12 protein-coding genes are annotated in these 12769 nt (G+C 48.3%); 1 reads left to right on the forward strand and 11 read right to left on the reverse strand.

The window, feature by feature from the left end:
* Positions 1-496: 496 nt before the first annotated feature.
* From M988_RS10220 to M988_RS10230, 3 genes are all read right to left on the reverse strand, one after another.
* Entirely contained in the window at positions 497-1939 is a 1443-nt protein-coding gene (locus M988_RS10220) for a protein adenylyltransferase SelO (RefSeq protein WP_064574053.1), read from the reverse strand.
* An 89-nt stretch (positions 1940-2028) separates the two neighbouring features.
* Positions 2029-3045 (reverse strand): lipoate--protein ligase, encoded by a 1017-nt coding sequence (gene lplA, locus M988_RS10225; protein ID WP_061060070.1) that lies wholly within the window; start codon positions 3043-3045, stop codon positions 2029-2031.
* Between the two features lie 225 nt (positions 3046-3270).
* The gene (locus M988_RS10230; protein ID WP_004089898.1) at positions 3271-3735 is read right to left on the reverse strand and encodes an NlpC/P60 family protein; all 465 of its coding nucleotides are present in this window, start codon (positions 3733-3735) and stop codon (positions 3271-3273) included.
* A gap of 226 nt (positions 3736-3961) precedes the next feature.
* Between M988_RS10230 and M988_RS10235 the strand changes: the two genes are divergently transcribed.
* Entirely contained in the window at positions 3962-4225 is a 264-nt protein-coding gene (locus M988_RS10235; RefSeq protein ID WP_008813436.1) for a YjbD family protein, read from the forward strand.
* A gap of 46 nt (positions 4226-4271) precedes the next feature.
* Here M988_RS10235 and arnF read toward each other — a convergent pair whose 3' ends face one another.
* The 8 genes from arnF to btuD all read right to left on the reverse strand — a co-directional run bounded on the left by arnF (position 4272) and on the right by btuD (position 12763).
* Positions 4272-4667, reverse strand: coding sequence for a 4-amino-4-deoxy-L-arabinose-phosphoundecaprenol flippase subunit ArnF (gene arnF / locus M988_RS10240; protein ID WP_008813435.1), 396 nt, complete (start codon positions 4665-4667; stop codon positions 4272-4274).
* Positions 4667-5011 (reverse strand): 4-amino-4-deoxy-L-arabinose-phosphoundecaprenol flippase subunit ArnE, encoded by a 345-nt coding sequence (gene arnE / locus M988_RS10245; RefSeq protein ID WP_004089915.1) that lies wholly within the window; start codon positions 5009-5011, stop codon positions 4667-4669. Before arnE ends, arnF begins: the two co-directional genes overlap by 1 nt.
* A complete protein-coding gene (gene arnT / locus M988_RS10250) occupies positions 5008-6657 on the reverse strand; it encodes a lipid IV(A) 4-amino-4-deoxy-L-arabinosyltransferase (RefSeq protein ID WP_039186815.1) in 1650 nt (549 codons plus the stop codon). Before arnT ends, arnE begins: the two co-directional genes overlap by 4 nt.
* Positions 6654-7574 (reverse strand): 4-deoxy-4-formamido-L-arabinose-phosphoundecaprenol deformylase, encoded by a 921-nt coding sequence (gene arnD, locus M988_RS10255; protein WP_008813433.1) that lies wholly within the window; start codon positions 7572-7574, stop codon positions 6654-6656. Before arnD ends, arnT begins: the two co-directional genes overlap by 4 nt.
* A complete protein-coding gene (gene arnA / locus M988_RS10260) occupies positions 7571-9553 on the reverse strand; it encodes a bifunctional UDP-4-amino-4-deoxy-L-arabinose formyltransferase/UDP-glucuronic acid oxidase ArnA (protein WP_008813432.1) in 1983 nt (660 codons plus the stop codon). Before arnA ends, arnD begins: the two co-directional genes overlap by 4 nt.
* Positions 9553-10569 carry an undecaprenyl-phosphate 4-deoxy-4-formamido-L-arabinose transferase gene (arnC, locus tag M988_RS10265; protein WP_064574055.1) on the reverse strand — a complete coding sequence of 339 codons (1017 nt, stop codon included), beginning with the start codon at positions 10567-10569 and terminating at the stop codon, positions 9553-9555. Before arnC ends, arnA begins: the two co-directional genes overlap by 1 nt.
* A complete protein-coding gene (arnB, locus tag M988_RS10270; RefSeq protein ID WP_064574057.1) occupies positions 10562-11710 on the reverse strand; it encodes a UDP-4-amino-4-deoxy-L-arabinose aminotransferase in 1149 nt (382 codons plus the stop codon). Before arnB ends, arnC begins: the two co-directional genes overlap by 8 nt.
* Before the next feature lie 282 nt (positions 11711-11992).
* Positions 11993-12763, reverse strand: a complete 771-nt coding sequence (gene btuD / locus M988_RS10275; RefSeq protein WP_064574066.1) for a vitamin B12 ABC transporter ATP-binding protein BtuD — start codon at positions 12761-12763, stop codon at positions 11993-11995.
* Between the last annotated feature and the right edge of the window lie 6 nt (positions 12764-12769).

Raw genomic sequence — 12769 nt, forward strand, 5'->3', positions numbered from 1 at the left:
TTTGTCTTTTCGTGTTAGATGAAATGCATGATAGAACCGCCATCATGGAAGATGGCGGTAGGTTGAGGGCGTACAGGATGTACGCTCCGAGACCGGTCGGCCAAACGACGCGGTAAAAAGCGCGAGAGTCGAGAGGTTACGCGCTGGTAACCTCTCGTCGGACGCCTACGCCTGCGGGTTCATGGAGAAATTAATGCTAACGGGCGGACGAAAACCTTCACCATTTTTACATAAAAAGATTCTGACGCATTTTCGTGTTGAAAGAATGCCTGATAGAACCGCCATCAGGGAAGATGGCGGTAGGTTGAGGGCGTACAGGATATGCGCTCCGAGACCGATCGGCCAAGCGACGCGGTAAAAAGTGCGAGAGTCGAGAGGTTACGCGCTGGTAACCTCTCGCCGGACGCCTACGCCAGCCGTGTCATGGAAACAAAAATACTGACGGGCGGACGAAAACCTTCACCATTCTTGTAGAGAAATAGTCTGAAACCATCAATCAACTCGAACACGATATCTCCAGCTTCTTCCCCCAATCCGGTGGTAACGCACTGAGATCATCGAAGGCCGCATCATCTTCGTAAGGATTCTGTAGTCCCTGATGCAAACGCGTTAATACACTGACGTCGTCTTTTTCTGCGGCTTCAATCGCATTCTGTGCCAGATAGTTACGCAAAATCCGTTTCGGGTTCACCGCTTTCATCTGAGTCTGGCGAGTGACATCGTCGACACCATCCTGCTGCAACCGTAATCGCCATTTCTGATGCCACCCATCAAATGCAGCACGATCAATAAAGTCATCGCGTAGCGCCATAGTGCTATCACTCAACACAACGTCGCTCAATGCACGGAATGTGCGTGTGTAGTCGCGCCCTTCTTTCGCCATCAAACTGAGCAGTTCAGTGAGTAAATCATTATCCTGATTCTGACGACTAAAGAAGCCCAATTTCTGACGCATCTGTTCACCGAAAGCGACCATTAATGCAGGTTCATAGGCATCAAGCGCGCCACGAATCTGATCGGCGCTAATGAGACCAGAAAGCGCCTGTCCCAACCGATGCAGGTTCCAATAAGCGACCGCGGGTTGATTATCAAACGCGTAGCGCCCTTGATAGTCTGAGTGGTTACAAATGAAATCGGGCTGATAGTCATCAAGAAATGCGTAAGGGCCAAAATCGATGGTCAGCCCGAGAATCGACATATTATCGGTATTCATCACACCATGCGCAAAACCCTGCGACTGCCAGAGCGCAATCATACGCGCAGTCCGTTCAGTAATATCTCGCAGCCAAAGGACATAGCGATCTTTATCATCAACCAAGTGTGGCCAATGGTGACGGATAGCATAATCAGCGAGTTTTCTCACCTCATCGGGCTGTTCGCGATAATAGAAATGCTCAAAATGACCGAAGCGAAGATGGCTTTCCGCCACGCGCAATAGCATTGCACCGCGTTCTGGCTGCTCACGGAACACGGGCTGCTGGCTGGTGACAATACTCAGCGCCCGCGAACTCGGAATCCCAAGATGATGTAAAGCCTCAGAGGCTAAAAACTCTCGGATAACCGAACGCAGAACCGCTCGTCCATCACCCATGCGTGAATATGGTGTTAGCCCTGCGCCTTTGAGATGCCAATCATATTTCCGGCCATCAGGCAGTTGTTGCTCGCCGAGCAAAATACCGCGACCATCGCCCAGTTGACCAGCCCATACACCAAACTGATGCCCACTATAAACTTGAGCTATCGGATTCATACCTTCAAGCAGCGATTCACCACGCAATACCGCCGCAGATTCGCCACTAAAAAATTCGGCGTCTAAGCCCAGCTCGGCGGCCAATGGCTGGCTGTGGTAGAGCACACGAGCATCTTTGAGCGGTGTAGGCTTAAGTTCGGCATAAAATCCCGGTAACTCGTCATGGTAGCTATTAATAAACGGAGTCATGCGCCCTCTTATTTTTACTGCATCTTAGTTTACAGTGTAGAGCGCATAACCCGTGACAAACACCGGTACTCTGTAGGGAGATTGCGAGTTTATTTCACTTGCTGCAATAGCCACTGATTCAAATCGCGGAGCTCGGTTTGCTGTTCGGGATAATCTTGGGCAAGCTGCTGTACCACGGCGCTAATCTCTTCGCTACGGTAAATAACGCCTTGCAAACGTTCAGCTAATGCCTCAAGTGGCGCAGGATTAAGACTATCGGTAAACATTTGAGCTCGCGTAATCAATCCTCGTTCAACGTCAAAGTGCAACTCTACGCCTCCCCAAACGAAACGCTCATCCAGCTGATGATTGAACGCGGGAGCCTGACCGAAATTCCACTCCCAGCTACTTTGCTTGAGGAACTGTTCGCTGAAGTTAGGCATATCGGGCTCATAGCGCGGGGAAATATGCTCTGCCTCTACCCGCTCACCATAATGCTTAAAGAATGATTCCGTGACAGCGTCACAAATTTGCTCATGGGTGATATCTGGCATGAGCTCAACCAAATTCGCCACCCGGGAACGCACCGACGTAATCCCCTTGGCCTGCAGTTTTTTCGGATCGGGATGCAAATAGTTGGCTAAACGGCTGAGATCAGCATTCAGCAGCAAAGTCCCATGATGAAAACCGCGGTCTTTAGTTTCACGATAGGCAGAGCCCGAAACCTTACGCTCGCCATCGGCGGTAGTCACAATCAAATCGTTGCGGCCTGAAGCCCCCGCCGTCAGCCCTAAGCTGTGCAGTGCATCGAGAATGATACCGGTAGAAATGCTTTTATCATATTCAGGTTTACCGGCCATAAACGTAAAGCAGGTGTTGCCAAGATCGTGGAATACCGCGCCGCCACCGCTGCTTCGGCGCGCCAGCTTCACCCCATCCTCGCTCATTCGACGGGTGTTACACTCTTTCCAAGGATTCTGCGCTCGACCAATAACAACGGTATCGTTATTACGCCACAAAAATAGTACGCGTTGCGTTGGCGACATTTGGCGAAAAATACACTCTTCAACCGCAAGATTAAACCAAGGGTCATAAGAGTCTGAAATCAGTAAACGTAAAGTGGTCATCCGTAAGTTCCGGTTAATCGCTGTATCAATATATACTCGTCATACTTCAAGCTGCATTTTTGTTGGTCGCGCTCGCTTACTTACCACCTCAATGCAACTCGAATTATTTTGGGTATCATAACATTCAGGCCGTCGGCTGTGGCAGGAATAGCTTATTTCAGATGAGTGGGATAAAAAAACGCTCATAAAAGAGCGTTTATTAAATATTCGACCGATTAGCCAGCGTTATAAGCGTCTCGCTTGCCAGTAGACTTTATTCCAATAAACATTGTCCAATGAGGAACGCGTTACGCCTTTGCTGGTGGAAGCGTGAATAAAGGTTTCATCGGTATCATAAATCCCCACATGCAACCCACTCTCACCTGACCCCGTCTTAAAGAACACCAGATCGCCCGGCATCAGCTCGTCGCGATCGACTTTAGTTCCCAAGGATGTTTGCTGTTTGGTCGTACGCGGTAATTGCATCTCAAACCGGTCTCGGAAAGTACGGTAGACAAAACCAGAGCAATCCACGCCGTTACGTTCCAATCCACCATAGCGATAAGGCGCACCATTCCATTGGCGTAGCTGTTCATTCAACTGAGCCACTACGGCAATTGAATCAGACAGCTTTCCACTTGGCGGCGGTGCATTATGACTACAGCCGGCCAAAACTAAACTTGCCACTACGACTAAAAAACCAAGACGCATAATTTCCCTTTGCTTCTCTTCATTGCCTCACGAATTGGTCAGGCTGATTTATTGGTAAATTGTACGAATCTTAAACATATTTACCTGCTAGCCCCGATTTATGCAAATTTAGCGTGATTATTTTGCTACGTCAGCGGAAATTTTAGAATATTCGTATTAATTAACTGTAAATGAGCATGTCTGTGTAATACTGATACCCAGAATATCTGACTCAAGGTGCCGCACAATGAAAAAACTGACGTTGAAAGACCTCAATGAGAGCCAGTTACAACGCGTAAAAGTCAAGCAAGCACAAGCCAGAAAAAGTTTAGAACGCCCATTGACCAACGCAGAGCAGAATAAAATCAAAGATGAGATCCTGAATGAAATTGCGTTGGAATTAGAGAAAGAAGCGAAGAAACTACGTGCAGAGAAGAAGAAACAGAAAGTAGTCCCCAGCAATGAAACCTTTAGTTGGTCTAAAAACAATCACTCGCGTGGCCTACGTTAACCTCCTTTAGTATCCGCACCCCACTGGTGTTTGCGGATAGCGAACATCAGTGGGAAGACTCTTTTTTACCGCTGTTGATGAGCCAAACCCCAAGTAAAATAGCGAGTACGCCTGCATTTTTTGTCCAACTCACGGACTCGTTCAGCCAAGGTAAACATACCGCAGCCAGATACACCAATGCATAACTCAGACTTAAGAGCGGATAAGCGCGGTTTAGCGGTAAATAGCGCAGTGCGCAGAACCAACACACCATCGACATCACATAGCCTAAAATGCCCAAACTCACTATCAGTAGCGGCGTTGCATAAGCAATCAACAGGGTCAGAGGCTCCATACTCAAAGAAGAAATAATGGGAATATCCGCCATACCCGATTTCATTAGCACCTGCGCAACGCTGACTAACACAATGCTGCACGCGGCCCAAAAATAGCCTTTACTCATCACAATCCACGGCTCATTAGATAAATTCCGAACATAATCAGCGCCACTCCGCACCAATGACGCGCGCTCGCTTTTTCACCGAACCAATAATGCGCACACAGAGTAATCAGCACAAAGTTGATGCTCAGCATAGGATAAGCAATACCCAGTGGCATACGCTGTAGCACTAATAACCACAGCAGCATGGCAATACCGAGTGCGCAGCAGGCCGCAAGCAACCAGCGCAAAGTGGTAGGAAGACGTGAGGACGGTGGTTTCTGTTGCCAGCATACCACCGCCTGTTTTTGACAAAGTTGCCCGCCACACGTAAATACGCTGGCGAGCAAGAGCAACAAATAACTCATTGAGGGGTTTTCTTGTAGAACAGCACGACGTAACGATCCCGTTGCTCGACGCTATCCGCTTTTGGCAAACCTTCATGATCTAACGGCTCATCTCTGGAAAGATGAATCATCAGACTGACATTGCCCTCTTTACGAGCGTTAGCTAACCAAGCAGCAAATTCGTCCTTATTGATACGATGACCTTTGGCGTCAGGATAATTCAGGCCGTAACGTAACTCACCCGAATAATCAAACATCAGAATATCGCTACGCTTTAACTCCCACGCTAATCCAGCCGCAATACCCACTTCGTCGCTAAGCACATAACGACTGCTCGCTAACTGTGGCATTACATCGGCAATAAATGCCTGCGGATTTTTGCTGTTTTCGATTTTCTGTGGCACCGCCTGAGCAATGAAAAGACCGAGCACCAGAGGACACGCCGCCGACCATAGCCAGTATTTCGCCCCTTTAACCAGTGCGATACAGCCAAATACCGCCCAGCCAACAAAGCAGAGTACGCCAACGACGATCTCACTCGACTCGCCAGGGGCATACAGCGAGGATTTGAAATTACCCACCGCCATCACAATCACGGCTAATGCCAGAACCCCGCCGAACAGAATATTGATCGCCGCATTCACTTTCAGCGTACGCCATTTGCCCTGCGCAATCAGCTCAGAAACATAGTGCGCCATCAGCAACGCTAGCGGCGCCATACACGGTAAAATATAAGTCGGCAGTTTACCTTTCGCGATGCTAAAGAATAGGAACGGCATCACAAGCCAGCTAAACAGGAAGAATCTATCGGGATGAAGACCGCGCCAGCCGTGGCGAATCGCCCCTGGAAGCAGCGCCAGCCAAGGCATCACGCCAGCAACCAGTACCGGTAAGTAGTACCAGAACGGCGCTTTATGCTGCGCATCAGACTCGGCGAAACGCTGGATATGCTCAACCCAGAAGAAATAATTCCAGAAGTCCGGCTCACGCAGATAGATACTCCACGCCCATGGAGCGCTAAGAATGACGGCAACGACCACCGCTATCGGGCCAAACAGGAACAATTCTTTTAGGCGTTTTTGCTGAATAACAATGGGTAAAACACTGATAACCGGCAGAGCCAAGGCCAAAAATCCTTTGGTCATGAAGCCCATGCCGCAGGCGATACCCAACAGGACATAACCGCCGATTTTACCTTTATTTGTGGTTGCTTTAAGCGTGAGGTAAAAACTCACCATCGCCGCCGACATCCATAGCGTAATCATCGGATCCAGAACGCTATAGGTTCCGACCGCATACACCAAGAACATGCTGAAATAAATCACCGCAGCCAGAATGGCCGTACGCGTATTTTTCCAAATCATCATTGCCAGCCAAAAGACCAGCAACGTGCTTAACGCCGTACAAAAAACCGAACCAAAACGCACCGCGAAATTATTGTCACCAAACATCCATTGGCTAATATTGTTAATCCAATAGCCCGCGACGGGTTTTTCAAAATATCGCAGTCCTAGCAAATGTGGCACAGTCCAATCACCACGCGCCAACATTTCACGACTAATTTCTGCGTATCGAGTTTCATCTGGCTGCCAGAGTGGGCGCCAGTTAAGAGGTAACAGGTACAGCAAGGCGAACAATAAACCGGACAGTGTTTTTATCACTCTCACAAAGACGTCTCCGCTGGGGTTTCTGCGACGGGTGCTTGGCATCCTAACCAGCCTTCGCGCCCTTCGAATGATGAACGAACGATACGTCCCGTTGGGAGCTGTTTCCAATCGTTTGGTAACAGCGCTGACAGCGGGCAAAATTCAATATTTTCGGCTTTTAAACGGATCAGCAACTGCTCAAACATCTCCGCCTTAACGATCCCCTCTACTTCGGCATGAATGGTATATACCGGCGTACCAGAGTCATTTTTAATCGCATTAATGATGAAGTCATTGAACTGAGCGTCGGTGGTGAGGGTTCCCACCGCCTCGTCATAAGTTGGTAACGTCACGGGAATTTGCACCGTGCCGGTTTTACCATTACTCAAAAGAGGACGGAATGGCTCTCTGCCACGGCAGTCGCTGTTATACCTCATGGGATAGGATTGCTTCATATCCACTACCCGCTGATCGGCTCGCCATCCAGCAACCGCTGAACACTCTACCGAATAGCCTAAAATGCGCTGCATCTCGGCCAGCCCACGCTGAAACTCTTGATTCAGGCGCGCATCCGACCAATGACCAACGTTTTTTTGCCAACCGTGGTGGTCCCAAGCATGCAACCCCACCTCGTGACCTAACGACGCGGTATGACGAATAATCAGCTCATGAGGTTTGCCGATTAATTTGCCTGGCCAGCAAGTGCCGGCCAGTAAAATATCCCATCCGTACAATGATGCGGCCTGAGAACGAAGCATTTTCCACAAAAAGCGCGGCTTGAGCAGACGCCATAAATGGCGTCCCATATTGTCCGGACCGACACTAAAGAAAAAACTCCCTAAGACTTCATGCTTTTGCAGCATGGTTAATAACTGCGGTACCCCATCTCGGGTACCACGAAATGTATCAACATCAATTCTCAGGCCAACTCGTTTCATTGTGCCTCACCGGTGAGATCAACCGTGCGCAGGAAGTAATCCAAGGTTTCCTCTACGGTTTGTTTCATTTCTACCGTTGGTTCCCAATGCAACAGGCGTTTAGCATTGCTAATACTTGGCTTACGATGCTCAACGTCCTGATAGCCTTTACCGTAGTAGCTGCTGCTTTCAATCTCTTTGAAGCCTGCAAACGGCGGGAAATGAGAACGCAATGGATGACGTTCAAAGCAATCCAGCAGCATTTCGCCAAGCTCGCGAATGCTGGCTTCGTTATCTGGATTACCAATATTGATGATCTGCCCATTGCAGTTGTCATCTTTATTTTCGATGATGCGGAACAGCGCTTCGATACCATCGCTAATATCGGTAAAGCAACGTTTCTGTGCCCCACCATCCACCAGCTTAATCGGTGAGCCTTCTACCAGATTAAGGATTAGCTGAGTAATGGCGCGAGAACTACCGATGCGTGCAGCATTCAGGTTATCCAGACGCGGGCCCATCCAGTTAAACGGACGGAACAGCGTGAAGTTCAGTTCATTTTTAGCGCCGTAGGCCCAGATCACACGGTCTAACAGTTGCTTAGACACCGAGTAAATCCAACGCTGTTTGTTGATTGGCCCAACAATCAGATTAGACGTATCTTCGTCAAAATCTTTATCGTTGCACATGCCATACACCTCTGAGGTGGATGGGAACACGATACGCTTTTGATATTTCACACAGTCACGAACGATCTTCAGGTTCTGCTCGAAGTCCAATTCGAAAACTTTCAGCGGATTACGGGTATATTCAATCGGGGTTGCGATTGCCACCAATGGCAAAATGACATCACATTTTTTGATGTGGTATTCAATCCACTCATTGTGAATGCTGATATCGCCTTCAACGAAATGGAAACGCGGATTGCCGATGAAGCGTTCAATCGCATCTGAGCCGATATCCAGACCATAGATATCGTAGTTATCATCTTGCAGCAGACGCTCAGTCAGGTGGTTACCAATAAAGCCATTCACCCCCAGAATCAATACGCGTGTACGACGCTTAATCAGGCTATTTGGCTTATCCCACAGACGAACTTTTGCCACGATGCCCATTTCATTGGCCAATTGCGAACCTTGCGCATATAAACCGGCGTCGCTTTGACCCGTCACGATCTCTAGGGCATTTTCACCACAGGCAATCACGAGCGGCTTGGCTGACAGAACGGTGCCTGGTCTGCTACCTGATTTATCTTCAACAATACGGCTGCGCCAAACGGTAATCTTACGATCGCCCAGATAGCTGAATGCACCAGGATACGGCTCGGTGACCGCACGAACCAAATTATGTACGGTTGATGCTGGTTTGCTCCAGTCGATCAAACCATCAGCAGCGGTACGGCGGCCAAAATAGGTCGCTTGAGACTCATCCTGCGCGGTTGTTTTTACATCGCCATTTTTGATCAACGGCAGCTGTTGGCCTAAAAGTGCCACCGCAGCGTCACGGATTTTACTATGCAGCGTTAACGCCGTATCGTCTGAGCTAATCTCTACTGCCAGTTGCCCCGCGATATCACCGGCGTCCGCCTTACGCGTCATCTGGTGCAGCGTTACACCCGTTTGAGTTTCCCCGTGGACTAAAGCCCAGTTCACAGGCGCACGCCCACGATATTTTGGCAGCAACGAGCCATGTAAATTCCAGCTACCGCGCGGCGCAATATCCAGAATGTCCTGACTCAGCATATTACGGTAGTAGAAAGAGAAAATGACATCAGGTTTTAAGGCCTTAATACGATCAACCCATAACGGATGATTCACGTTATCTGGCGCGTAAACCGGCAGCGCCATCTCGGCTGCGACACGAGCAACCGAACCATAAAAATGGTTCTCACCCGGCTCATCGGTATGGGTAAACACAGCTGAGATTTCATAACCCGCTTCTTTTAGCGCTTTCAAACCCGCACAGCCGATATCATGGTAAGCAAATACAATGGCTTTCATTACTCTTCTTCCTGTTGTTCAACAGAGACATGTGTCTTCAGCGCGTCTGCGGAGACAATTTTTTGTACAAAATAGCGTGGACGAGCACGCACATCGTTGTAGATGCGCCCGATGTACTCTCCCAATAAACCTAAGCCGACAAACTGAGCACCAATAAAGGTAAAGAGCACGGCAAACAACGTGAATACCCCTTCTGCCGCCCAGGTCGGGCCAAAAATAAGACGCATAGCGATCAATAAAACCGCTAGGGTGAAACCAGACAGGGCAATCACGCTGCCTACGATGCTGAGAAGACGTAACGGTGTGGTGGTTAAACACGTCACCAAGTCGTACATCAGATTAATTAACTTAAGGAAACTGTATTTCGATTCACCAAACTCACGCTCGTCATGGCGCACGTCAATTTCAATGGTACGGCGTGCAAAGGTATTGGCTAGAATGGGAATAAACGTACTGCGCTCATGACAGTGCAGCATAGCTTCAATAATCGGACGACGATAAGCACGCAGCATACAGCCATAATCGCCCATCGACTTGCCGGTCGCCTTTTGAATCATCATATTGATCATCTTAGAGGCAGTTTTGCGGAACCAGGTATCTTTACGCTTGGCGCGCACGGTTCCAACAACGTCATAACCCTGCTCCGCCGTTGCCACTAGGCGAGGAATTTCTTCCGGTGGGTTCTGTAAATCTGCATCAAGTGTAATAACCAGATCGCCAGAAACCTGATTAAAACCAGCCATAATGGCGGAATGCTGACCATAATTGCGGTTTAATAACACAGCAACGATGTGGTTTTCTGGAATTTCAGCGGCCTGAGTCAATATTTCAGCAGAATCATCATGGCTACCGTCATCAATTAAAATAATTTCATACGGTTTATTTAAAAGATCACACGCGGCATGAGTCCGCTTAATTAATATGGGTAAACTTTCTTGCTCGTTAAAAACAGGGATGACGATAGATACTTTCTTTATTTCGTCAGCCTCATTTTTAATCACTTCATTATTACTCACAGCGTGACTCCAAAATGTCAGACAATGCCTTCACTACGCGATCGACGTCGCTATCTTGCATGTCTGGAAACAGAGGAAGGGTCATAAGACTTGCCGAGTTCCATTCGGTGTTTGGCAAACTAAGATCGGGATATTTTTCACGATAATATTTTTGCGTATGTGCGGCGCGGAAATGCAGTCCGGTGCCAATACCGTGTTCTTTTAGCTTCTCCATCATCGTATTGCGGTCGATGCCACACAAGGATTCATCAACACGTACCATAAAGAGATGCCATGCATGCTGATGTGGATAAGCGGGAACCTTAAGCGGCAACAATGGCGAACCTTGAAGTGCTTGCAGATAACGTGCAACTAATTGCTGACGACGCGCATTCATAGCCGGTAATTTTTCCAACTGAACCAAGGCGATCGCCGCATTAATATCAGCCAGATTATATTTGTAGCCCGGTGCAACAACTTCAGCCTGTGGCTTACGCCCCAATGCTTGACGATCGAAGGCATCAACAGCCAGACCGTGAAACTTGAAACAGCGAACTTTATCTGCCAGCTCATCATCATCAGTCACAACCATGCCACCTTCAGCACAGGTCATATTTTTGATGGCATGGAAGGAGAAAATAGCGGTTCCTTGCGCGCCCACCATGTGTTCGCCAAAACGAGTACCAACCGCATGCGCAGCATCTTCAATTAATGGAATATTATGGCGCGCGGCAATTTCGCGCAGCGCGGTCAAATCAGCGGGAGCACCAGCGTAATGCACCGGTATAATGGCCTTAGTTTTCGGCGTAATAGCCGCTTCAATTTCGGCGGGTTGAACCATTAGCGTATCACGGTCAACGTCGATAATCACCGGCTCTGCGCCTAGCAAGGTAATAACATTGAGCGTAGAGACCCACGTTTGGGAAGGAGTAATAACTTCGTCGCCAGCACCGATACCCAACGCCATTAAGGTAACATGCATACCGCCCGTAGCAGAGCTAACCGCAATAGCATGTTTAGCGCCAACATATTGACTAAAAGCCGATTCTAACTGCTGACATTTAGGTCCTGTGGTAATCCAACCTGAACGTAATACTTCAGCAACTGCAGCGATTTCATCCTCCCCCATTGAGGGGACTGAAAATGGGAGAAACTCTTTCATCCGTTACCTTACAATTTATCTATGCAGAGGATTTGACTCGAAACAGTCGACCCAAGTGACTACATAATCAATGAGTTCTAGCGATTATCTAAGCGCGATAATAAGTATAAAAGCTTAGATTAACATTAAGATAAACGCAGCCTAAACATAGCGAATGTACACAAGAAAGTACGAATTTGGTTGAGGAAATATTGATTTAAGTGAGATAGCGCAGAAATTTGAGGATACTGTTTATTAAATATTAGGCTTATTACTTTCCATGCTTATTATTTATTATCTATATCAAATGTGATTCTGGTAGATAAACCAACGCTGCCCTTCACTTTCTAACTCTCGAAAATTAATTCCATAAAGTTTGGATAGGCTTTTTACGGTCATCACCTCGGTAGTCGGCCCTTGGTCTTGCATAACACCCGCGCGCAACATCCAAACTTGATGTGCATGCGATTGAGTATGATTAAGATCGTGTGCGCTGACGATAACACTGATCCCTGCGTCGGTAAGCTGATGAAGTAATTGGTCGACCGCTGCTTGCTGGCTAATATCCAAACTATTCATGGGTTCATCTAACAATAGTAGCGAAGCCTGAGGGTTTAGCGCCGGCCAGACTTGCAGGAAAATAGCCGCGATACGTACACGTTGCCATTCACCGCCAGATAGCTGGGTTAACGGGCGTGAAAGTTTGTCACCCAGCGCCAATGACGTGGCCAAGTCGCCTACCACACGATCAGCCAGAGCAAGATCACACCCCACGGGCTGATGAAGCGCAAGGTATTGGAAAACAGGCATCAATGCACTAGGCTGCTGTTGCTGGTGTAAATAGCCACGACAACGCGCCAGCTCTGCTGGAGTTAAGGCGTCGAGATTCTGCTGGTTAAGCATCACCCGACCTTCTCCGGGTAAAATTCCCGCGATCCGCGCGAGTAGCGTGCTTTTGCCCGCACCGTTTGGGCCAATGATATGAATGAGCGCCCCGCGTTCAACCTGAGCACTGAAGGGCAATAAACGCGTCCCAACGGAAACATTGTGTAGGATAAGTGGCTTTGTACTCATGCTTAT

Origin of the sequence: Hafnia paralvei ATCC 29927 (genome assembly GCF_001655005.1) — a bacterium.
Classification (GTDB): Bacteria; Pseudomonadota; Gammaproteobacteria; order Enterobacterales; family Enterobacteriaceae; genus Hafnia; species Hafnia paralvei.

Coding starts and splice junctions, on each gene's coding strand:
- M988_RS10220 (WP_064574053.1), bottom strand. CDS start 1,939: ATGACTCCGTTTATTAATAGCTACCATGACGAGTTACCGGGATTTTAT.
- lplA (WP_061060070.1), bottom strand. CDS start 3,045: ATGACCACTTTACGTTTACTGATTTCAGACTCTTATGACCCTTGGTTT.
- M988_RS10230 (WP_004089898.1), bottom strand. CDS start 3,735: ATGCGTCTTGGTTTTTTAGTCGTAGTGGCAAGTTTAGTTTTGGCCGGC.
- M988_RS10235 (WP_008813436.1), top strand. CDS start 3,962: ATGAAAAAACTGACGTTGAAAGACCTCAATGAGAGCCAGTTACAACGC.
- arnF (WP_008813435.1), bottom strand. CDS start 4,667: ATGAGTAAAGGCTATTTTTGGGCCGCGTGCAGCATTGTGTTAGTCAGC.
- arnE (WP_004089915.1), bottom strand. CDS start 5,011: ATGAGTTATTTGTTGCTCTTGCTCGCCAGCGTATTTACGTGTGGCGGG.
- arnD (WP_008813433.1), bottom strand. CDS start 7,574: ATGAAACGAGTTGGCCTGAGAATTGATGTTGATACATTTCGTGGTACC.
- arnA (WP_008813432.1), bottom strand. CDS start 9,553: ATGAAAGCCATTGTATTTGCTTACCATGATATCGGCTGTGCGGGTTTG.
- arnB (WP_064574057.1), bottom strand. CDS start 11,710: ATGAAAGAGTTTCTCCCATTTTCAGTCCCCTCAATGGGGGAGGATGAA.
- btuD (WP_064574066.1), bottom strand. CDS start 12,763: ATGAGTACAAAGCCACTTATCCTACACAATGTTTCCGTTGGGACGCGT.